The sequence below is a fragment of the Paraburkholderia hayleyella genome, assembly GCF_009455685.1.
Classification (GTDB): domain Bacteria; phylum Pseudomonadota; class Gammaproteobacteria; order Burkholderiales; family Burkholderiaceae; genus Paraburkholderia; species Paraburkholderia hayleyella.
Window position 1 is genome coordinate 224,068 of record NZ_QPES01000002.1, and the last position, 22,655, is coordinate 246,722.

Consider the following 22,655-nt stretch of genomic DNA (forward strand, 5'->3'; position numbering starts at 1 on the left):
AATGATGGCACTTGCCGCAGCGGCGGTGGTGGGCGGCATCGTGGCGGGCGTTGGCCAGCAATGGAGACTGGGTGCGCAGCTCGCGGCGATTCGCACCCGGCATGCCGTGGTGATGAAGACGATATCCGATGAGGCTGTGTCAGCAGCGGGTGCTGCGCAGCGGGAAACGGCGCGCGCAACCGCGGAGATTGGAGCACTCGAGAGCCAGTACCGGAGGGAAAATAGCGATGCGAAAAAGACAATGGATGCGTTGCGCGCCGACGTGCGTGCTGGTGCTGTGCGGCTGCGCGTCGCCGCACGCTGTGATTCAACCGGTGGCGGTGGCGTGCCCGGTGCTGGCAGCGCCTCCGCCGGAGCTGATGGAGACGGAAACGCCGAACTTGACGCAGCGAGTGCTGGCGCGCTTCTTGGCGTCGCGGCAGACGGAGACCGGGCTGCGCGCAAAGTAGCGGCGCTGCAGGCCTATGCGCGGGAAGCGCAGCGAGTGTGCGGCGGGCAATAGGTGGGCGAAAGGTGGTTGATGAACTTTATCAAGGTTCCGCCACCAGGATAGGGCGTGCGCCGTTCAACTTTCAGGGTGTGTCAGCGACTCGTGAACGAAAGCCCTATTCCGTGTTGCCAATGAACTGCTCCCAGTTATCGATGGGCTGCCAGTCTCCTGAGTCGGCCGCAAAAACCCCAGAATTCGTGAACCCGATCAGGGGCGTGTCTGGTGAATGTGAGGCACGATCGGTTATATCCCCGGGTGGCGTGACCATGCCATTGAACGTATCTGTTTGAACCAGTGCTGCGCTGCTTTGCTGATAGTCTGTAATACTGGGCATTAGTAAGAACGGGTGGGTGACCAGTTCATTGGGCTGCAGAACAGGTGTCAGCCATGACTGCGTCAAGAAATCATATTCTTGCGCAGGCTGCCCGGACAAGTTCGGCCATGTGGATGCATCATTCAGCGCCCCCTGGCGGGTTTGCTGGTTCTCGACAGGCGGCGTGGTTTGAGTCGGCAGGAACGCGTCTTGATAGGGGTTATCCGGGATGTGCGGCGCTTCTTTGTGCCTGTTTGCAGGGTGTACTGAATAGTCTGCAGGCGACGTCAAATTGCCGTTTGATTCAAGATCCGCTGAAGGGACGAGGTTCATGGGTCGCTCGTCCGTGACCTGTACCTGCAGCGCAGGCCACGGGAGTTGCGTGGCCGCCTCTTGCTGTTGTGTGAGCAGCTTTTTTGCCTGCTCCGGGGGGGCGACCAGCGCTTTAAGCTCCAGCCCAGTTAGGTTTTCGTTGATCAGGCGCTGTCCAATGGCGCTACCCGCATTGATCTTATTAGACAGAATGGATTGAAGCGAGGCTGGGTGGTTAGTCCGTTTGGCTATTGTGACGAGGTGACCAATCGAATAACCCAGCGCTAAAAATTCGCTGTGTCGAGTATCAAGGCGATATAGTAAGCCGGAACCACCACAGGGCATACTCTTCAAAATAGAATAAATCAGGTATGAAGAATATCCCTTGTCGACAAGGGACTGTCGCCGATTCCAGAGCGTCTCCAGTGTATGACCTCCTGCCCGCCTTGAAGCGATCCTGAAAATCTGGGCGGACGTGAATGACAGGGGCGGCTGGGTGAGGTCATAGCCACGCATATAGATGACATCAAGCGCGAATTTGCCTCCGGAGATTGTCAGAAGCTTGTCAATTTCGTCATCCGTCAGGCTGAGAAGTGGGTTCCCATTGCGGTCGACAGCACCAGCAGTTGCTTCCGGGTTTTCGGTGGTCGTCTCCAGTTGTTTGCGTGGATTTTCCCCTGCCGCCTTGCCAACAATATCAGTGTGCGTGTATCCCAGATACGCGAGCCTAGCGTGGTGCTTTACGACATTCGCCAGAATACTGTCGCGAATACTGTCGCGATATTGGCCTGTTTCGATCTTTTCAATGTCGGCGGGCGTGTAGCCCAGATAGCGAAGGTGCGGAAACTGTTGGATCACGGCTCTCAGGATAGTGCAGCCCCTTTTTTGCCCCACCATCTTCGCAATACTGGCATTCGTGAAGCCGAGCTCCCTCAGCAGAGCGTAGTGGTTCATGACGCTATTCGTCACATCCCAGCCTGCGCTGTTTATCTGGAGATATTCAACTCGAGTAAACGAATAGGGGGGCTCCATCAGTTTTTTGGGGTCATTCACACTATGGCCTGTCGCGGGCGTAGCCTCCCCGACGTTCGTAGACACTTCGCGTGTCTCACTTCTTCGGACATTGGACGGCCGCGCTTCGCTGGAGCAAGTTGATAACGGCTTTCCAGAGAGGGCGTCAAACCCTGGCGGGGTCCCGGCTCGCTGCTGAAGTGGTGCTCCGGTGTTCGTCGCTCCGGTGTTCGCCTGCTGGGGGGAGGTATAAGGCCCGTAGCGGCCCCTACCGTATGGTTGGCGGCTCGAGCTCGGCGAATTTTTAGTCATTTTTTAGTCATATTTGTTGAAGTCTTAAAAACTGGAAATGGGGGTATTTGTAGGCTGGATGTGGTTTTTATAAAAACCCGGACCGCGAAAAATCGCGGCAGTATTGCTTCGCAAGTGACGGCTGAGTAACCCGGCAATCCAGATCGTTCCGGAAGTTTGCCAGCCGCTGGCGAGAGACACGCAGAATATCGATAAGGATGGCCCGTCAGGTCGTGCCTGGCGCACGTAGAATCAGAATTTCGCGTGCTGTTCATTCATCCACGTAGCGAACGATAGATGACCCGTTTGAATAACCTTGACGACGAAGCCCGCGCCGAACGGCTGTGTTGCCTGGTGGCGGGGCAGCTGGTTGCGCGGGCGCGGACAGGCGAGTGGCTGCGCACTGGCCATCTTGTGGAGTGGCTGAACATCTGGGCGAATGGCAACGGAGCACGGGTCAGCTGGCAGGATCGTTTGCATTTAGGCGCCCGGTCGGGAAAAGTCGCGCTGGAGCTAGGTGAGCTGCCTGAATTCGCGGATTCGGATGCGCTGGCGAAACCGGTGGGGTGCGAATTGCGCTCCGCAGATGAAAAAAATGCCCCGAACTTTTTCGAGCGCGGGAAAAAAGTGTGGGTTTTTCTGCCGTCAAATTGCGTACCACTGTACGCATTTACAGCGTCGTCAGAAGGTGACGCCCTTATGAAATAAGGGGTGTCAAGCCTGTCAACTGATTGTTCGTACAGTGGTATCGGTCTTCAAATCCAGTAGGGGGTGTCAGACACTCCCTGGTCGGCTCGACTCCGGCTGCCTTCCGCCATTCAAGGCGCTCACGTGTTCTCGCCGGTTCTTGAGCACCACCGCGAGCTACCTTTGATCGACTCATCCACCAGATCAGCTGGAAAGAATGAACCAGGGTTATACGCCTGAAAGGGTAGAAGCTATATTGGCTAAGAATTAATTTGTGTCAGCCAGGCGGGATCCGGGATCTGGAAGAAGTGCATGAAGCGTTGGCAGTGAGTCTGTCATTTTATTTTGATGGAATAGTTTGATCGCGCTGGGGTTTTAAGTGAACTAAACCGGCATGCTAGTTACTTAAGGAGGCTCAATCAAAATTTGGAGTGTATGGTGAGAGTTGTCAGCTTAAAAAATAGTGATAAAAATAGTGATAAAAATAGTGATAAAAATAAGCTTGCTTGTAAGCTTGGAGTGGGAGAAAAAGACAGTCAATTTCTCGATAGAAATATTTCTCTTGAAATTATAGAGTCTTCTGCTAATCCGCGAAATAAAGATGAAAAAGAAAATGTATTTTTTCATGAGGAAATAAAAAACCCTGTCCAGCTTGAGGATTTTTCCAGGAATGGTCACGTTATATTCGACAAAATAGATGATATTTATAAAAATAATTGTGTAGTAACCGGTGAGTTAATTAATTCCTTGTTGTCTATTCCCGATTTTTTCCATGTTAAAAACGTGCCAAAAATTAATGGAAATTTGCGTTCGGGGGCGCACACAGGGTTGCATTACATGGCTCTTTTGTGTTGCCGGGATTGTAAGGTAAAAGATAAATTCGACAATATCATTTTGGCGGCTATTAAAAAAGCAAAAAACGAAAATATTGATTATATAGGGGTGGGAGCCTCGGGCGAAACACTAAGATATATTCTTGACGTGGAGCGCAGGGGGCGGGAAATGGATGAAATTCAGGCCGAATTTGATCAGGCCATGGAAAACAATAATTTTTCCCTCGCGGATGAGAAGCTAAACGCAGGGGCAAAACTGCCGATATTTCAACATCGGGAGAGAAAGGATAATGGCAAAATTTCGTTACTTGATTTTGTTTTTGAAAAGCCACAAAATCTTTTTGTTTATTTAAAAGTCATGTCTCCAGCGATGATTGAGGTGGACTACAAAGTGTCTCCACTACTGTTTGCGGTGATTGACCATTTGGATCAACATGGTTTGCATGCTGACTCTCGGTTCGTTGACGCTTTTATTTATGGCGGCAAGCATGTCAATACGCGTAATCGGGAAAAACAGACAACACTGGACTACTTGACACAGTTATCTAAAATCGAGCCCACAGCGTCGCATCGGGTTGCACTGTTACAGAAGCTGCGTGATAGCGGGCGCTGTAGCGATGAGTTTCACATTAAGAAAAAATATAACCTGGGTTAAACCGGCATGCTCAGGTAATTCTGGGCGATGGTTTATTTTTGGCACCAGATTAATCGTAACCTGATTGAACTTGATTCAGGCGGTCAGCGGCCACGCTGCTGTCTGAGCCCAAATCACGGCCCTTCTGGCGAAACTTTTACATACACGGGAGGCAGCCCGAGCGCTTTGCGTTGTTGCTGCCAGTATTCGACGTCCTTAAGCGTGATTTTTGTTTCACTTACGTCAAGGAATTTAATCGGGCTACGGCTGTTATCAAATGACTTGAAAATGCCCGAATCCAGTGCGGGATTGCCGCTTGCATCGAGCGTTATAAGGGTTGGATTTTTTGCCAGCAGAGCCAATAAACTGTTCGTGAGCTTGCACTCGGTCAGCGATAAATTTTTAATGAAGGCGCGGGCCAGGCAGGTGATATTAAAATAACTCAGTGCAGCGCAGTTAATGGATAACCTGGAGAGGGATGTGTCTTGCGCTATTTCGAATGGATAAATAGAATTTTTCTGGTTATATTTTGAGTATTTGATGGTTAGTTCGGTGAGATTTTTATTGGTTTTGATCCAGGCAGATAATTCTTGATTGACTTCTATATCAAGGAGATTAAGTTGCTGCAGCTTTGGCAGAGAGGCTTCTTTTGCCCAGATAAAAGCGGGGCGGGAATTTTCCTGATTATAGCTAGCCTGGTATGCCGCTGAATCCGGTTGAATGTTGCATAATGAAAGGGTAGTGATATTGGTTTTGCTGATGATGCCCATGATGCCTGCTACTATCAGGTCGTTGTATAAATCCAGGCGGTGAATATGAGTGTTAAATTTAAGCGAATGAAAATTATAAAGTTGGAGCTGGCAACTATCCAGGGTAATCCATGAGGTATTTTTTAGGCTGGAAAAAAAGTTGTTAGAGTCTTTGAAATTAATGCCACTCAGAATTAGTTTTTTAAGGCTTGGCGAAATGAGTTTAAGCGCTTCATCGGCGCTGAGTTGCTGGTAGGCTGGGTCATTGAGTAAAAAATTTCGCGTGGCAAAAAGTTTGCCGAGAAGACTCGATGTGATTGTCATTTCAATAATAGGGGCGCCGCTGGTGCAATAATTTATGATTGAATCAGCGCGCGCCAGATAGTCATCTTCCATGATTATTTTGATCATGTCATTTTTTTTCAGGTACGCCAGATTATCGGCGCTGAAATTTACGGTGTCGGACATGGTGAGAAATGTGGGGGGCGGCATATCAAGAATGTTGAAGGTTTCGCCTGTAAAATTTATGCGGTGATGGGCGTTAATTTTCAGGCTATTGAATTTTATAGAGTTTTCATGAAATAATCTGAAAAGAGAATTTAGTGTTTGGATGTGGCAATAATCATCCCGTGCCATCGAGTATCGAATGAAAATACTCCTTCCGTCGAAACAAGTGATATTGTCTTTAATAAAATTAAAAATCTCGACAAGATGGGATTGACTAAAATTAAAAAAATTCAGATAAATTCCGCCGAAATTTATAATTGAATCCTTGAGCACGGTAAGGTCTTCATCAACGAATAGCGGGCGCATTGCGGCGGGTGCTGGTAAAAGTGGAAAAACTTGCTTGTCGTCGGTTGCAAGGTTTGCATTCCATCTTGAAATTGCCCTGTTGATTTGGCGTTTGAGAATGAAGTCAAGAAGAGTGGTTTTCAGTTTCGTGTGGTTACGGATCAGGCGATGGATTTTTGCATCATTGGGTATAAATGAATGTTTGCCTGGCGTTCCGCCGAGGTCGTGATCAACCTGACGCAACGTATCTATCTGGGAGCGGGCCTGACCGATATCATGCGGATCGATGAAGTAGGTAAAGATTAAATCTTCGATTTCTAGCGGCAATTTCGGTAAATTTTGAGCCCGGACTGAAAGTGACGTGTCCGTCGTGTTTTCTTGTTTGTATTTTTTAGTTTGGCCGTTTGTTGCAGGATTGTTGTTACTGCTTGAACGCAGGCGTTTTATTGTGGTCATTTTTTTTATGCAAATGGAATGAGCACGATAAGTAACATTTGCTGTCCAGTCGTTCCTGGACAATGAGCCGGGCACCGCGGCCCGGCAATGACTGCTTGCTTTTCGCCGCCCGCGCTCCCGGGGCTCTAGCGAATAGCGTTAAGAAAAGCCTGGTCGCTGACCAGTTTTTTTACGCTGAGATTGACCGCGTCACTCAACGCGACTTCGTTGCTTGTGAACTTGGCGCTGCGCTGATGCACGATATGGCTGGATTGATAGATGACTTTCCGGGTGGTGCTGTCGGTGACCAGATAGCGTATTTTCAGCGTCCACGTGGCAGGGAAATGCCCGTCGTCAACTGAAAACTGCTCGATGAGGCCACTGAGGCTTTTCGCCGATCCGCCAACGGGCACCTTTACCGTCATGAGGCTGGCTTTCACGGCATCACGCACGGCGGCATTAATGTTCTGTTTCAGGATGATGCTGGTCATCGCGCTGTTGGCGATGCGGTTGGATGAGACGCGTCCAGTTCGCGCAGGCAGGTAGACGAAACTGGCGGCGGGTGCGACGGCCAGCGTGCCGTTTGGACGAGGCGGCACGGACGCAGGGCTCGAAGCGTGAGGGCTGAACCCGTCCAAGCCTGGCCAGGAACAACCTGACAGCAGCAATACCAGGCACACGCCGGTGCAGCCATGAAGCCAGGTTGTTTTCACCTTGGGGAATCCTAAACGGGTCGATTGATGCATGGGAACGGGTTCTGTGGTGAAAGGGCCGCACGGCTGCCGGCATTGTGGGAGTCACAGGATTCGAATGAAATGAGACTCTTCTTAAAAGGCTTGATTTGACAGGGATTTTGTCGCAAGACAGGGCGGCCAGGCGTTTGGCCCGAAACTATCTTGTAAGCGCGATTTTTCTTAAAGAACAAGACTAATCTTATTTTTAAGATAAAACGATGCCATTAAACTCGGGCTTCCTGTTGTCAGACTTTTCCGGTGCAAAGGGGCATTCGTCAGGCTTTGTGATACGAATTGCCCTGGTTAAATGGTGCCGCTGCTGTGTTTTTCTGGGCGTAGCAGTAACGCTGGCAGCCTTTTGTTCCAGACTGCGAGACTCTTCCTTATGAGGTCATATCGACGCGATCTTCCTGCAGGCGAACCAACGCGCGCGTTTGCCGTGGCTGCAGGCTTTGCCGTGCCATGCAAACGTCAAACTACTTTGGGTGCGTTGTTGAGGCCGGCTACGCTTTCAGGCGCCGTTGCCATGCTGGGCATGGCTTCTGTTCATGCCGCGAATATGCCGCCCAGCCCGGCCGCCCAATTGGATCAGACGGCATCCACCTCCCAGGCCAGCAACGTGGCGAACGATTTTGCCGCATCGATGGCCCGTCTTGGTCAGCCCGACACGACGGCACAAGAGCTTAACAGGACATTCGCGCCTGAACGGGCCACCTTGCGCACGCAGGCCGATCCCATTTCGCTCAAGATGAATCACGTCAAGCCTGCTGTACCAGAAGATCTTCGTGCCGTGCCACGCGTTGCGCTTTCGCTTGACGAATCCGTGCTGGCCTCGATGTGCCAGATTCATCCTTCTATTTGCACGCCGGCTGAACCTTCCGTGCCGGTTCATCAATGGAGCGGCCGCGTCATGACGAGCGCCATGGCAGTCGCCGCGCCCGCCGTCGCGTCTCGTGCCGGCTCGCATACGGCATTACTTTCCGAGTCGCAGGCGTTCGAGCTGCAAGGCGGAGCCGCAGGCGCTGGAACCACCGTGGCCGCTGGCGCCATCACGCAGACGTTGCACAAGGCGCTGATGCAATCTCGCCTGCCTGCTGAAGTGCGGGCGCAGGCCCTGAGTCTTCTGCATGGCCGCGTCAACGCCATGGCGAAGGCTCATCCGGGTGACCGTTATCGCATCGTCTACGGCCGCGACGATACGCCGGGGGCGGCAGACCCGTTTCGCCTGACCGCGTTCGACGTGCGCTCAGGAGGCAAGACCTATCGTGCGTTGTGGTTCGTGCCGCCAGGTCAGGACCATGGCGATTACTACGCGTTTGACGGCCAGCCCTTTGCCGCCCTGCCTTTTGCCATGCCCGTTCGTTACCAGCGCATCAGTTCGCGCTTTGGCATGCGCGTGCATCCGATCACCGGGACAAGCCACATCCACACTGGTGTCGATCTTGCCGCGCCGAAGGGCACGCCGGTTCTGGCCGCTGCGCCGGGTATCGTCGAATACATCGGAATGGAGCAGGGTGGCTATGGCAAATACGTCGTGGTGCGTCACGCGTCGGGTTATACGACGTACTACGCACATCTGTCGGCGTTCGTGAAAGGCCTGCGTGTGGGCGAGCGCGTGCGCCAGGGCCAGCGGCTGGGCCTCGTGGGCAGCACCGGGGCGGCAACCGGGCCGCATCTGCATTTCGAAGTGCGGCTGAATAACGAACCCACCAGCCCATTGCGGCTGACAGGGCGTTTCGCGGCTCCCGCGCTGGAGGGCGAGCAACTCATCGCCTTTAACTTCGACGCCGGTCATTCACGACGGCAACTGGCGGCGGTGACGGTTCCGCCCGCTTATAGCGCCATGCATTCGGCCGCCGGGCAGTTTTAAGCCGTGCCAGTTCGCGGGTAGCGTCGATCTTTCTCTCCTGGGCTGTATTGCCTGCCAAGTTGTGCGCGGCATGCCCGTCGCGCATGGCATAATCCGGGCGGTTTTCCTTCCGGTTTTCCTTGGCATGCAGCGTCGTTACCGGCAAAAAACGGGTAGTTTGGCAGGCATCTTTGCCATTTTGCTGGCGCTGCTCTGTCATCCCGCATTTTTAACGGAGAGATTGAAAATGAAACGATACAAGCTGATTCAACTGGGCGCGGTACTGGCTGGCGCATGCGCGGCGTTCAGCGCCCAGGCTGCGGATGTGCGGGTCGAACGATGCTGGATTCGCGCGATGCCTGCCTCGGTGCCCTCGGCGGCCTACTTCGAATTGCATAACGATAGTTCTGACACGCGGACGCTGACGGGCGTCAAATCTTCGGCCTTTGGCATGGCGATGATGCATCAGACGCAGACCAATGGCAGCACCTCGACGATGGTGCATGTGGCTTCGGTGCCGGTGCCCGCCAATGGCACGGTCAGCTTCGCGCCCAAGGGCTATCACGTGATGCTGGAACACCCTGTCGCGCCGCCGCTGAAAGTCGGCAGCATGCTGCCGCTGACCTTGACCTTCGACAACAACTCCAGCGTCAGTGTGAGTTGCGAGGCCAAGTCAGCGATGACGATGGGACAATGACGCATTGAATGCAGCGGGTTCGGCGCGGGTGACGAGCGCTTTTGTAGCCGGAAGTAATCAGAAGTAGCCGGAATTGGCCCTCCTTGATGAGGGCCAATTTTTTTGGTGCGCCCGGCAGGGCACACCCATCGGAAGGGAGATGTGTTACCAGGCACGGGGGCAGGCGTTTCCTGCTGGCATGAATCATGGAATACGCCGGATATAAAAAGATTATCTGGGATGGCCGGGCGAATTTTTTAATGGAACGGGTATGAGTGGAACTCCAGTTTAAAAAATACCGTCGCCGCTTGGACGCCTGTAGGCATTGCAGCATGCTGTTTCAGGGTGGTTTGCGAAAATAAATATCACCTTCTTATTCGCGTGTAATCGTGCAGCCGCTTAATAACGAAATAAACGCAATAAACGAAATAATTTACCCCGATTGCAATTGAAGAATCATGGCTCTGCTATCCTGGAACAGAATAATCGATAAAATCGGGATGCAGGTGGTGGCGGTAATAAAATTAATGGCAATAATGGTTTGAGTATGGCGATACTGGCCTGCCATGAGGCATGGCTGAAATTGATTTGTCGATAAAAATTCGTCTGGGGGGAATTATATTTTCTTATGCTACTGGATAATAAAATATATCTTTTGATATAAAAATATTCGAGATTAAAGTGACGCAAAAATAAAAATCCAGGCCGAGCCTTGAGTGAATCGCCGGAAATCATGATTTGTCTGTTTTTTGACAAAATTTCAGGAAAGGGGGCTGGCGCTCGTATATCTATTGACAAGTTAGAGAAAACCAGTCAGCCAGTAACGCAAAATCACAATTTGTTAATCCGATGAGATAATCCGGCTTTTCGTGGTTCGTTATGCCGGCACCGGGACATTCATTCTGGGCCCACGCGGCGAATCGCTTCGTTTCTTTCACAAGGATAATCTCCATGTACGAAGACCGGATTCGTCGCCCTGCCTTACGCAGCAAGATCACCTCAGCCGCTGAAGCGGCGTATCTGATTCAGGATGGCATGTGGGTCGGGGCCAGCGGCTTTACCCGTGCGGGTGACGCCAAAGCGGTGCCGCTCGCGCTGGCGGAACGGGCGCGCACCGAACCCGGTCCGCTGCGTATCACACTGATTACCGGCGCCTCGCTAGGGCATGACGTGGACCGGACACTGACCGAAGCGGGCGTGCTGGCGCGGCGGATGCCCTTTCAGGTGGATACGACGCTGCGCCAGGCGATCAATCGCGGTGAGGTCATGTTTGTCGACCAGCATTTGTCTGAAACCGTCGAGATGCTGCGCGCCAACCAGTTGGGCCGGCTCGATGTGGCCATCATCGAAGCCACGGCCATTACCGAAGACGGCGGCCTGATTCTCACGACTTCAGTGGGTAATTCCGCGAGCTTTGCGATTCTCGCGGACAAGGTCATCGTCGAGATCAACCTGGCGCAGCCGCTGGCGCTGGAAGGCCTGCACGACATCTGGATTCCAGGAAAGCGGCCGCACCGGGAGCCGTTGCCGATTGTGTCGGTACAAGACCGCGTGGGCACGATCACGGTACCGATTCCTCCAGAAAAAATCGCCGCGATTGTCATCACGAACATGCCGGACAGCCCATCGACGGTGTTGCCCGCCGACGAGGAAACCGCACTGATCGCCGCGCATCTGATCGACTTCCTGCAACACGAGATCGCGCACGGACGCATGCCCTCGCCATTGCCGCCGCTGCAAGCCGGGATCGGCACAATCGCCAATGCCGTGTTGGCGGGCTTCGCCGAATCACCCTTCGAACCCTTTCCGATTTACTCCGAAGTTCTGCAAGATTCGACGTTCGATCTGCTCGATGTGGGCAAGGCAACGTTTGCTTCGGGCGCGTCAATCACGCTGTCGGCGGCACGCCAGCAGCAAGTGTTTGGCGACCTGGCGCGCTACCGCGAGCGTCTCGTGTTGCGGCCGCAGGAGGTCAGCAACCATCCCGAAGTGATCCGGCGCCTGGGGTTGGTCGCGCTGAATACCGCGCTCGAATTCGATATCTACGGCAATGTGAATTCGACGCATGTGGGTGGCACGCACATGATGAACGGCATCGGGGGTTCGGGTGATTTCTCGCGCAATGCGTCATGCGCGATCTTTGCGACGAAATCGATGGCCAAGGGCGGGCGTATTTCGAGTGTGGTGCCGATGGTGCCGCATTGCGATCACAACGAACACGATGTGGACGTGGTGGTGACGGAGCAGGGGCTGGCGGATTTGCGCGGGCTTGCGCCACGTGAGCGCGCAAAGCGGATTATCGACACCTGTGCGCATCCGCTTTATCGTGATTTGCTGCGCGATTATTACAAGGAGGGTGAGCGGCGTGGCGGCCAAACCCCGCATTGTCTGGAGCAGGCGTTTGCATGGCACATGCGCTACAACGAGACGGGTTCGATGCTGCCGTTGCACGCGGTGTAGTAGCGCGAAAAACGTGCTGCCGATTGGCGGCGGTGGAGCGTGAAAAACGCGGTAAAGAGCGCAATAAAGAGCGCAATAAAGAGTGCGATAAAACGCGCGGCGGACAGAAAAACACCGGACGAGAGTTCACGTCCGGCGTGATGCATTAACTGCTGCTACCGCGTTTGAAAAGCCGCAGGATAAAAAGCAGGATGACCGCGCCGATGACTGCGGTAATGATGGTGCCAATCCAGCCACCGCCCAGCGTGATGCCGAGGACGCCCGCCAGCCAGCCGCCAATGAAAGCGCCGACGATCCCGACAATGATATCGACTATCAAACCGAATCCGCCGCCCTTGACAAGTACACCTGCTAGCCAGCCAGCGATTGCGCCGATGATGAGCCAGGCAATGATGCTATGTTCCATTTTTAACCTCCATGGTTGAGCGTGAAGGATTCTTCACGAAGACCGAGCTTAGTCGAAGGCTCCCGCAGAGTCCAGATTTCGCCTGCCGATGAGCAACGGCGATCACACTGGGCCGCGCATCAAGTACATGTTCATCGTGGCTGGCTGAATGCGTTTCTCATGTTGTCATGTTGTACAGCCATGGCTGGGGCGCTGCGGGCAGGGGACATCATCGTGGGCCCGGATGACGCGTCATTCGGCAGCAGGTTCGGCTTCGCTGGCTTCCCAGCTCACGCTCGAAACGCCTTTTTCCATGCTCAGGCGGCTGGCCATGCGCTCGAGCTTCGGCTGATCCTTGGGATGCAGTTTCAGATGTGCGCGCACGCGCACGCGTGCCTCCTGCTCAGGTAGCGCTTCGCTGGTGAGGCTTTGGAACGACAGCGGCGTTGCATACATCGAGTTTGATAGCGCCGTGCGGATGTGGATTTCGTCGGCATCGCGGCACACCACGGTCAGCACGTATTCGCGCACGAGATCGGCGTTGCTCACGGAGCTCGCGTTGATCAGGCGGCTGACCTCGCGCAGCAAGGTGTTCGTGAGCAAGACCGTGGCCGTGCCGGCGAATGCCGGACCATAGTGCCCCGAGCCGCACAGCACGCCCACTGCGGCTGAGCACCAGAGCGTAGCGGCGGTGTTGATGCCTTGCACGGAACCCTTGTCGCGCATGATGACGCCGCCGCCCAGAAAGCCGACGCCCGACACGACATAGGCGGCAATCTGCGTGACGCCCGCCGTGCCGTTGCCGGTGAGCACGCCTAGCGTGACGAACAGGCACGCGCCGCTGGCGACCAGGGTAATGGTGCGCAGTCCGGCCATGCGCTGGCGCATTTGCCGCTCGATACCGATGGCGACGCCACAGGAGAAGGCTGCGAGCAGCCGCAAGATGAATTCGACGCTCATGGTGAGGCGTCTCCAGTGAGGTGTGCAAGGCACGGGTTAGGGCGCACTGGCCATGAGCATCGTGCACGGCGTGAGCGCAGCGACGGGTTGAGGCGTCGTGCACGGCCGGGGCGGCATGACTTGGGCCAAGGTGAGCCAGGCTGAGGGGCAACACGAACCACGAACGGCACAGGTGGTTTGCCTGACAGTCAAGACCGGGGCGGATGGCGCGGGCAGGGCGGTCTTGCCGCTTGCTTTTTTCTTGCTTTCCGCTTGCTTATTGCTTGATTGGCCGCTTCATGGGTATTTCACGCGGTCGGGCATGACGCGGGGCCACTTACGGACTATCGCGGTGCATCTCAAAATGGACGCCGGATTTTAGGGGGTGCCCTTCCTCGAAGTCAATCACCTCGCATGACTTCATGCGTCAGAACAAGCCAGAATAAAAGGAAGATAAAGGGGATAAAAAAGGATAAAAACGCAGGCCAGATGAAAAAATTCCGCAAATCAATAATCAGAAGTTAATCATTACGATTTTTTATCTTGATATAAAACTGTATTTCTATGCTTGACAATGATCATCCTGAAAAACAGACTAGCCGGTTATTAAATCTGGTTAAGTGGTGCAAGCAGGACGCCACATTGGCATCGGGCCATGTGTGTGATTTCGAACCGTCTCTCATGCCGAGGGCACCAGGTTGCTTGCCAGCCTGCTCTGTTCTTCAGGCCGCTTCGGGTTTTCCGGCCTGTTTCCGGCCTGTTTCGGGCCTGTTTCCGGCGGTTGCGTTGTTGAGCTGTTGCGTTGGGCACCGTCAATTTCTGGCCTGTTCTTCCCGGCCTGTTCTTCTGGTCATCTATTGTGACCGTACTCCGGCGGAGGCTGGACTGGATGCTAACCATTTTTATTACGACGGTTTGCCGTGCACTGGAATGAGGGCATGACAGTCGTCAACCGGTTTTTTTAATCTATTCGATAGAGGTTTGCATGAACAAGACATTAATGAGCATGATTGCAGGTGCATTGATTCCGATGGCTTCGGGTTTTGCCATGGCGGCACCCTCGGTCCAGGCCACTCAGGCTGCCCCAGTCGCTCAGATTGATGTGTTCGAGCCATTTGTCGGCGTGTCGACACTCGAAGCCCCAGGTATCGTCAAGGCAGTCAACCAGGCCCGGCGCAGCGTGACCGTGACGGATCCGCAACTGCATAACGAAGCAACGTTCGACATCGATCCGAATGGCGGCAATCTCGCGCAGATCAAACGCGGTAGCAAGGTTCGCCTGCTGATGGCGCGTGAGGTCATTCTGGGCTTGGCGAAAGGCTCTGCTGGCCAAACCAAGATCAGTTTGCCGGGCAATAGCGAAAGTACGCTCGCGCTGATTCAGTCCATCAATCACAGTTCGGGCGTGGTCGTCCTGCAAAAGGCCGATGGCTCGGCGACCCGCATCAAGGGCCGCGATCCGCTCAAGATGGCAAGCCTCCAGCCGGGTATGCAACTGATCCTCGTGCCGGCGCCTAAAGTGTCGGTTTCCGTGGAGCTTGCGCAGTAAGGCGTGCAGTAAGTGAGGCCTCGCAGTGAAGCTTTCCTGTCACTTTCCTGTCACGCATAAGCATTAGCGGCCACGTGGCCAGGTGATCTTCGTATCGCAGCTTATGCCTGCCGGGCGGCTTATGCTTGCCGGTTAAAGGTCGTCGCAAACAGTGCGGCGCTTTTAACCGGCAGTTTTTTTATGCGGCATCGTGAGCACTATCCAGCACGAGTGTGATCCGCGTGATCTCAGAGGGCGCACCTAGCCGCTTTGGCGGGCCCCAGTAACCCGTACCACGGCTGGTATAAACCCATAGGGCATCCCAGCGGGCCAGGCCTGCGGTGAACGGCTGTTGCAGACGCACGAAATAATTCCACGGAAAAAACTGGCCGCCATGTGTATGGCCCGAAAGCTGTAGCGTGAAGCCCGCTTTTGCCGCGGCTGCGGCGCTGCGCGGCTGATGTGCCAGCAAGATCTTAAGCGTGATGTCCTGCGGCGCATGTGCCAGCGCAGCGACGGGGTCGCTTTGGTGCGCCGGATCGAAGCGGCCCGCCGAATAATCGTTCACGCCTGCGATGATGGCCTGTGCGCCATCATGGGTGATCACCACGTGCTGGTTGAGCAGCACGGTCAGGCCAAGACGTCTGAACTCGGCGATCCATGCGTTGGCTCCCGAATAGTACTCATGGTTGCCCGTTACCAGATAAACGCCATGGCGTGCATGCAGGCGGCCTAATGGCGCGGTATGGCGGGCGAGTTGCGGCACGCTGCCATCGATGACATCGCCCGTGATGGCGATCAGATCAGGTTGTAACGCGTTGACCGCCGTGACGATCGCATCGACATAGCCGCGTTTGATGGTGGGGCCGACGTGAATATCGCTGATCTGGACGAGGGTGAAGCCATTGAGCGCGGGTGGCAGATGCGCAATCGGTACCTTGACGTCGACGACGCGAGCGCGACGCCGTGCATTGACGAAGCCCAGTGCTGTCACTAACCCGGCCAGGCCCAGCACCAGGGTTGCCGAGCGGCTGCGCCAGCTTGCCAGGTCAAGCGTGTGGGGCCAGACGAGATTAACGGCGCCCAGCGCGAGCAGCACAAGGTCACGAAGCGCCGTCAGAATCAATAAAGAGGAAAAAAACCCCATCGCCAGCAAGCCGATCCAGGCGAATGGGGCACTGAGTCGTTGCTGTTCGATGGAGCGGGCCAGCATGCCAACAGGAATCAGCGCGCATGAGAACGCTAACCAGGCAACGGCGAGCCCGTGGCTGAAAGATCCGCCAGGCAGATCGGGAATCAGCCGCAATCCGACGTAAAGATGCAGCAGGATACCGATGCAGATGATGCGAAATATCAATGAGCGACGGGGCATAAATGAATAGCAATAGCAGAACGGGGATGGACACCCTCTTTCGGAGTGGGGCCAGGACGATGGGCTGAGCGTGGGAGCGTGGATGAGCTAGTGGCTTCAGAACGGGCCCGCTATTTTAACGGCCTGCCCGGTAAGGCCTATCGTGAATAAGGATTGTTGCGTAGAAAATAAGAATAAAAATTAATAAAGTTTATGCGCATAAGGTTGTCGAATTCGGCGGCGAATATTCTTAAATAGCCTTGAAGCAGGCTTCAAGGCCGGTTCATGCTAACGGCATATTGCCAACGATTGAATGAACCGGCGCCGGGAGACGGCGCCAGATAACAGACCGGTTTCTTGTTTGCATCGAACGGTTATGCTTTTCCGGATTCTGCCAGCCGAGGATGAGCGTCGGTTGTTTGCGCGGGTCGCGGGCGATTGACGCCAACACCGTGATCCTGCCCGGCCGTGCCAGAGGCATGGCCGTCAGGCGCCGGCCGTCAATAGGTGCGTCCCAGCTGGAAATAAAAGTTGTAGCGCCCCCCGGAGCGAACGCGACACCAATATATAGCGGACCGAAGGCGCTGGTCGCTGCGGTAAAAACGGTCACGCCGCGCTTGAATGACGAGTTGCCGTCCAGTGTGATCTGATTCCAGACATTACCCGCTTCCAGGCTGACGCCGGCATAGAGCGCGCGGATAGGCTGCGAGCTAAACGTTGCCAACCGATTCATATAGGTGACCTGGGCATAGGCCATCGAACTGCCTGATAACTGGTCCGCAGCATAAGCGGACAGATGCTGAAACCCGCCCAGCGTGAAGTTGAGCAGATTGGTCGGGTTAGGCGCGCCGAAATCAGTGCCGCCTTCGATACTCGCATTCAGGCTATGGCGGCCAAAGCTTGTGGCAACCATGCCCTTGCCGTACACCTCGGTATAGCCACTTCTAGAGGAGACCGATGACTGTGCATCGCGCAGTTCCGTTTTAGAGGCGAACAATGACTGTTCGCCGCGCAGTTCGGTGAAATAGCCTTTACGCGGGAAAAGGGGATCGTCGAGCTGGTCGATGACAAGACGTGCCCGTGCGCTCACCATGTGTCCGGAGTAATTCAGAAGCCGGTCCGCCCCCAGGTTGTACTGCGAAGCGGCCGAGCCGTGCGCGTAGGCCAGGCCAATGCGGAAATTGCCCAGATGCGAGAGCGGCAAGCCGAAATCAAGGCCCGCCCGCTCGGTGGGCATCTTGAGCTGCGTGACTTTCTGGTTCGTGTCGTTATCGTAGAGATCGGCGTACCGCTGCTGGAATTCGACATAGGGCGCGACGTAATAACCCAGAGAGTCCGACAACGGCTGACGCAGTTCGGCATGGACATTAATCAGGTTGTTGCCAAGCGTGCTGTCGATACGCCCCTCCAGCCCGGATTCGGTCAGCCACGGGCGGCGGTAGCCCAGATGCAGACGAAAGCCGCCTTCATCGCTTGAACTGCTCGACAGGCCGAGGCCGAACAGCAGGAAGTTGGGCCCCCAGTTTTTATCGCGCGTGTCGATGAGCAGACGATAGTCGTCGCCGCTGCGCACGAGTTGCTGGCTGGCGCTTTCGACCGTGCCCGCAGTGGTCAGTGCCAGCAGGTCTTTATCGATCGCCTTGGCATCGTAGATGTCGCCTGGCTTGACGTGGAGCGCATGACGCAAATGCTTTTCCGGCACCGCGCCATGCGAGGTGATTTCGACACTGGAAATGCGCATGGGCGGGGTCGAGGGCTGGGTGTGCATGGCACGGTACTGCGCATATTGCACGGGCGTGAGTGCCAGATGTTTTAACTGGGGCAACATGGCGCGAGCGGCGGCTTCGCCTGCCGCGATGGCCTCGTTGGGCTGGGAAAAATCAGTGAAGCCGAGCGAGCCGAGCTCCGGCACGATCAAGGTGTCGCGTGGGCTGAGCAGGCTGAGCTGGTGCGCCACGTTTTGCTTGATCAGGATGCCGATCATCTGTTGCATGACCGAGGTGGGCGACGCCAGGTCAGTCAGGGGCCGCAGCGGCGAGCTGATATCGACGGCGATGACCACGTTCGCGCCCATCTGATGGGCGGTATCGACCGGCAGGTTGCTAACCAGACCGCCATCCACGAGCGTGCGGCCATCGACTTGGGCGGGGGCATAGAGCCCGGGCATCGCCATGCTGGCGCGGATCGCCTGGGCCAGCGAGCCATGGTCCAGCACCACCTTCTCACCGGTTTGCAAATCCGTGGCGATGGCCCGGTACGGGATTGGCAACTGGTTAAACGCATGAATTTCTGCCACGGAACGGGTCCAGTCTTGCAGCAGCGCTTGCAACTGGTTGCCTTGGACTAGCCCGGCGGGCAATTTGATGCCTTTTGCCCCAAAACCCAGTGAGAGGCTGCTGACGTAAAGCCGCTCGTCTTCGCGCTGGCCTTGTGGTAGCGCCGCCCGTTCGCTGGTGTCGAAGGCGATATCGCTCAGGTTGATGCCGGAGAGGCGCTGCTCCATCTCATGCGCGTTCATTCCGCTGGCATACAGGCCACCGACCACCGCGCCCATGCTGGTGGCGGCGATGCAGTCAATGGGGATGCGGTTGTCTTCGAGCACTTTGAGCACGCCCAGATGCGCATAACCCCGTGCACCGCCACCCGATAGCACCAGGCCGACGCTCGGCTGTCCGGTGACGCTTGCCGGGCAAGCTGGTTCGGCCGCCTGCGCTGGGGTGATGAAAGTGGTGAAAGTGATAAAGGCAGTGAGGATGCCGGCAAGCCACGGCAGCATGCGCCACTGGAGCACGCGTTGCAGCAGGAAGCCAACGGTAACCGCAACGGCAACGGCAACGACAACAGAAATGAGGCGACGAGCGGCCGCAAAGGCCATGCTGAAACGGTGCTGCGTTTGTATCAGGGGCGTGATAGGCAGTAGGCAGGGCAAGAGGTGACAGGGCTTCATGGTCCTATCCAGTAAATTTCACGCCGTTCGGCAAAATCAGGATGTAGTAGGTGAACGGCAGGAATAGTAACGTGGCCGCAACCGGTTGCCTCTTGATATTTTGCCGCCAGCGGTGTGACGCAGGCCTGTCTGCGCCAGCACCGCTGGGTGTGAAAATTTACAGCCCGCCCATGCACATGTATTTGATGACGACGTAATCGTCGACGCCGTAATGTGAGCCTTCGCGGCCTAGGCCAGATTGCTTGACGCCGCCAAAGGGCGCGACTTCATTTGAAATCAGCCCAGTGTTGATGCCGACCATGCCGTACTCGAGCGCTTCCGCGACACGCCAGACGCGGCCGATATCGCGGCTGTAGAAATACGACGCGAGGCCGAACTCGGTGTCATTGGCCATCTGGATGACGTCCTCATCCGACGAAAAGCGAAAGAGCGGTGCCAGTGGCCCGAAGGTTTCGTCGCGGGCGACTTTCATCGCGGGGGTGACATCGGCCAGCACGGTCGGCTCGAAAAAGCCGTGCCCTAGCGCGTGACGTTTGCCGCCCACGACGATGCGCGCGCCTTTGGCGAGCGCGTCTTCGATATGCGCTTCGACTTTGAGCACTGCGGCCTCGTTGATCAGTGGCCCCTGGGTGACGCCCGCGTCGGTGCCCAAGCCGACCTTCAGCTGTTTCACCGCATCGCTCAGCTTGGCCGTGAAGGCGTCATAGACCCGTTCATGGATATAAAAGCGGTTGGTACAGACGCAGGTCTGGCCGCTGTTGCGGTACTTCGAGGCAATCGCACCGGCTACGGCGGCGTCCAGGTCCGCATCCTCGAACACGATGAAAGGGGCATTGCCGCCGAGTTCGAGCGAGACCTTTTTCACGGTGGGGGCGCATTGCGCCATGAGCAGGCGGCCAATGGCGGTGGAACCCGTAAACGACAGCTTGCGCACGACCGGGTTGCTGGTCATCTCGCCGCCAATGGCTTTGGGCTCGCCGGTGATCACGCTGAAAATGCCGGCCGGCACGCCAGCGCGCTCCGCCAGCACGGCCAGCGCGAGTGCCGAGAACGGTGTGGCTTCGGCGGGCTTGACGATGATCGGGCAGCCTGCGGCGAGTGCCGGGCCGACCTTGCGGGTAATCATCGCGGCGGGGAAGTTCCATGGCGTGATCGCCGCGCACACACCGATCGGCTCTTTCGTCACGACGAGGCGCCGGTCACTGGCGACGGTCGGGATGGTGTCGCCGTTGATGCGCTTGGCTTCTTCGGCAAACCATTCGAGAAACGAAGCCGCGTACTGGATTTCGCCTTTGGCTTCGGCCAGTGGCTTGCCTTGTTCGGTGGTGAGGATCAGCGCGAGATCATCGGCGTGCGCCAGCATCAGGTCGTGCCATTGACGCAGGATCGCACCGCGCTGCTTGCCCGTGAGTGCGCGCCACGCGGGCCATGCCTGGTTGGCTGAATCGATGGCACGGCGGGTTTCCGCCGCACCCATGCGCGGGATGGTGCCAAGGTGCGCACCCGTCGCCGGGTTGACGACGTCGAGCGTGGTGTTGTCGTCCGCGGCCTGCCATTGCCCGGCCAGATAGGCCTGGTGTTTGAGCAGGGCGGGGTCTTTCAATGCGATTGAGGCGATTGAAGCGCTTGAAGAGTTCATGGTGGCGAAGAAAAGAAGAGGGCGTGAACGGGAAGCCGTCGCCCGCGACGACCGCGGCGCGGCAAATGCAGGCACATACACCAGACACGTACATCAGGCACAAACATCAGGCACAAACATCAGGCACAAACATCAGGCACAAACATCAGGCACAAACATCAGGCACAAACATCAGGCACAAACATGAACGATAAGCCTGCCTGGCGCTGGGCCCGGCCCGCGTAGCGCAGGATGCCGCCACGCGAGCCCGTGAGCATCGGGCTTTACACCATGGACCGTATCAGGCGGTCGCGGTTTCCTTCAGCACCGTTTCGAGAATGGCGAGGGCTTCGTCGAACACGGCGTTCTCGATGGTCAGCGGGAACAGGAAACGTACGACATTGCTATAGACCCCGCACACCAGCAGCAGCAAGCCTCGCTCCAGCGCTTTGGTTTGCACGAGCTTGGCGAATGCGGCATCGGGTTCCTGCTTGCCGGGCTTGCAGAATTCGACTGCGACCATCGCGCCCGGGCCGCGCACATCGGCGATTTGCGGCACGTTGTCTTGCAGCGCGACCAGCTTGGTCTTGAGCTTGTCGCCCAGGGCGCTGGCCCGCTGGCACAGGTCTTCTTCGTCAATGATGTCGAGCACGGCGTGCGCGGCGGCCACGGCCAGCGGGTTGCCCGCGTAAGTGCCGCCCAGCCCGCCAGGCGCTGCGGCATCCATGATCTCGGCGCGGCCCACCACACCCGACAGCGGCATGCCGCCCGCCAGGCTCTTGGCCATGGTCATCAGGTCTGCCGTGACGTTGTAATGCTCCATGGCAAAGAGCTTGCCCGTGCGGGCGAAACCGGTTTGCACTTCGTCTGCGATTAGCAGGATGCCGTGTTCGTCGCACAGGCGGCGCAGTTCGCGGACGAAATCAGCCGGCGCTGGCTGGAAGCCGCCTTCGCCTTGCACCGGTTCGAAGATGATGGCCGCGACGCGCTTGGGATCGACGTCGGCCTTGAACAGGGTGTCGATGGCTTTGAGTGAATCAGCGGTGCTCACGCCATGCAGCGGGTTCGGGAACGGGGCATGGAACACGTCCGAGGGGAACGGGCCAAAGCCGATCTTGTAGGGCGCGACTTTGCCAGTGAGTGCCATGCCCATCATCGTGCGGCCATGAAAGCCGCCCGTGAAGGCGATCACGCCGGGGCGGCCCGTGGCGGCGCGGGCGATTTTGATGGCGTTCTCGACGGCTTCCGCGCCCGTGGTGAAGAACGCGGTTTTTTTGGTGAATTTGCCAGGGGCGCGCTGGTTGATTTTTTCAGCCAGTTCGACATACGAGGCGTAGGGCACGATCTGGTATGCGGTGTGAGTGAAGCGGTCGAGCTGTTCGCGGATCGCGGCGATAATTTTGGGGTGCCGGTGGCCTGTGTTGCACACGGCGATACCTGCTGCGAAATCGATAAAGCGGCGTCCTTCGACGTCCCAGAGCTCGGCGTTTTCCGCGCGCTCGGCGTAAAAATCGCACATCACACCCACCCCGCGCGGGGTGGCAGCGTTTTTACGGTTTTGCAGGTCAGTATTTTTCATGGTGGGCTCCATCACTCCTGGGTTGTTGGATGCGCGCCGGAT

General features: G+C 56.3%; 16 protein-coding genes and 1 pseudogene. 7 read left to right on the plus strand and 10 right to left on the minus strand.

Features of this window, described 5'->3' with window-relative positions; genetic code table 11:
* Position 1: 1 nt before the first annotated feature.
* Complete coding sequence (locus GH657_RS15410) at positions 2-502, plus strand: lysis system i-spanin subunit Rz (RefSeq protein WP_220094864.1); 501 nt, start codon at positions 2-4, stop codon at positions 500-502.
* A gap of 103 nt (positions 503-605) precedes the next feature.
* Here the strand turns inward: GH657_RS15410 and GH657_RS15415 are convergent, their stop codons facing one another.
* Positions 606-2,168, minus strand: coding sequence for a hypothetical protein (locus GH657_RS15415; protein ID WP_153101926.1), 1,563 nt, complete (start codon positions 2,166-2,168; stop codon positions 606-608).
* A 546-nt stretch (positions 2,169-2,714) separates the two neighbouring features.
* Here GH657_RS15415 and GH657_RS15420 point away from each other — a divergent pair.
* Together GH657_RS15420 and GH657_RS15425 are read left to right on the plus strand one after the other, a co-directional pair.
* Positions 2,715-3,125: a hypothetical protein gene (locus GH657_RS15420; RefSeq protein WP_153101927.1), complete on the plus strand. Its 411-nt coding sequence runs from the start codon at positions 2,715-2,717 to the stop codon at positions 3,123-3,125.
* A 414-nt stretch (positions 3,126-3,539) separates the two neighbouring features.
* Complete coding sequence (locus GH657_RS15425) at positions 3,540-4,592, plus strand: hypothetical protein (RefSeq protein ID WP_153101928.1); 1,053 nt, start codon at positions 3,540-3,542, stop codon at positions 4,590-4,592.
* 113 nt (positions 4,593-4,705) lie between these two features.
* Here the strand turns inward: GH657_RS15425 and GH657_RS15430 are convergent, their stop codons facing one another.
* Together GH657_RS15430 and GH657_RS15435 are read right to left on the minus strand one after the other, a co-directional pair.
* A complete protein-coding gene (locus tag GH657_RS15430) occupies positions 4,706-6,568 on the minus strand; it encodes a hypothetical protein (RefSeq protein ID WP_153101929.1) in 1,863 nt (620 codons plus the stop codon).
* Positions 6,569-6,693: 125 nt separating this feature from the next.
* Positions 6,694-7,038, minus strand: coding sequence for a hypothetical protein (locus GH657_RS15435; RefSeq protein ID WP_153101930.1), 345 nt, complete (start codon positions 7,036-7,038; stop codon positions 6,694-6,696).
* A 769-nt stretch (positions 7,039-7,807) separates the two neighbouring features.
* Here GH657_RS15435 and GH657_RS15440 point away from each other — a divergent pair.
* The 3 genes from GH657_RS15440 (at position 7,808) to scpC (ending at position 12,266) form a co-directional block, all read left to right on the plus strand.
* Entirely contained in the window at positions 7,808-9,151 is a 1,344-nt protein-coding gene (locus GH657_RS15440; protein WP_174769998.1) for a M23 family metallopeptidase, read from the plus strand.
* A gap of 226 nt (positions 9,152-9,377) precedes the next feature.
* Positions 9,378-9,827: a copper chaperone PCu(A)C gene (locus GH657_RS15445; protein WP_153101932.1), complete on the plus strand. Its 450-nt coding sequence runs from the start codon at positions 9,378-9,380 to the stop codon at positions 9,825-9,827.
* 930 nt (positions 9,828-10,757) lie between these two features.
* The gene (gene scpC / locus GH657_RS15450) at positions 10,758-12,266 is read left to right on the plus strand and encodes a succinyl-CoA:acetate CoA-transferase ScpC (RefSeq protein ID WP_153101933.1); all 1,509 of its coding nucleotides are present in this window, start codon (positions 10,758-10,760) and stop codon (positions 12,264-12,266) included.
* On the opposite strand, the gene GH657_RS15455 is transcribed toward scpC, so the two are convergent.
* The 3 genes from GH657_RS15455 to GH657_RS15465 all read right to left on the minus strand — a co-directional run bounded on the left by GH657_RS15455 (position 12,224) and on the right by GH657_RS15465 (position 13,611).
* Positions 12,224-12,412 carry a hypothetical protein gene (locus tag GH657_RS15455; protein WP_153101934.1) on the minus strand — a complete coding sequence of 63 codons (189 nt, stop codon included), beginning with the start codon at positions 12,410-12,412 and terminating at the stop codon, positions 12,224-12,226. The genes scpC and GH657_RS15455 overlap by 43 nt on opposite strands.
* Entirely contained in the window at positions 12,412-12,672 is a 261-nt protein-coding gene (locus tag GH657_RS15460) for a GlsB/YeaQ/YmgE family stress response membrane protein (RefSeq protein WP_153101935.1), read from the minus strand. Before GH657_RS15460 ends, GH657_RS15455 begins: the two co-directional genes overlap by 1 nt.
* 231 nt (positions 12,673-12,903) lie before the next feature.
* On the minus strand, positions 12,904-13,611 hold the full coding sequence (locus GH657_RS15465) for an MgtC/SapB family protein (protein WP_153101936.1): 708 nt from the start codon (positions 13,609-13,611) through the stop codon (positions 12,904-12,906).
* 964 nt (positions 13,612-14,575) lie between these two features.
* On the opposite strand from GH657_RS15465, the gene GH657_RS15470 reads away from it, so the two are divergent.
* Entirely contained in the window at positions 14,576-15,139 is a 564-nt protein-coding gene (locus GH657_RS15470) for a phospholipase D-like domain-containing protein (RefSeq protein ID WP_153101937.1), read from the plus strand.
* 178 nt (positions 15,140-15,317) lie between these two features.
* On the opposite strand, the gene GH657_RS15475 is transcribed toward GH657_RS15470, so the two are convergent.
* The 4 genes and pseudogenes from GH657_RS15475 to GH657_RS15490 form a co-directional block, all read right to left on the minus strand.
* Positions 15,318-16,490 (minus strand): metallophosphoesterase, encoded by a 1,173-nt coding sequence (locus tag GH657_RS15475; protein WP_153101938.1) that lies wholly within the window; start codon positions 16,488-16,490, stop codon positions 15,318-15,320.
* A gap of 479 nt (positions 16,491-16,969) precedes the next feature.
* Positions 16,970-19,245 (minus strand): annotated as a pseudogene (locus GH657_RS15480) (patatin-like phospholipase family protein).
* A gap of 328 nt (positions 19,246-19,573) precedes the next feature.
* On the minus strand, positions 19,574-21,055 hold the full coding sequence (locus GH657_RS15485) for an NAD-dependent succinate-semialdehyde dehydrogenase (RefSeq protein WP_153101939.1): 1,482 nt from the start codon (positions 21,053-21,055) through the stop codon (positions 19,574-19,576).
* A gap of 280 nt (positions 21,056-21,335) precedes the next feature.
* On the minus strand, positions 21,336-22,613 hold the full coding sequence (locus tag GH657_RS15490) for a 4-aminobutyrate--2-oxoglutarate transaminase (protein ID WP_153101940.1): 1,278 nt from the start codon (positions 22,611-22,613) through the stop codon (positions 21,336-21,338).
* Positions 22,614-22,655 lie beyond the last annotated feature (42 nt).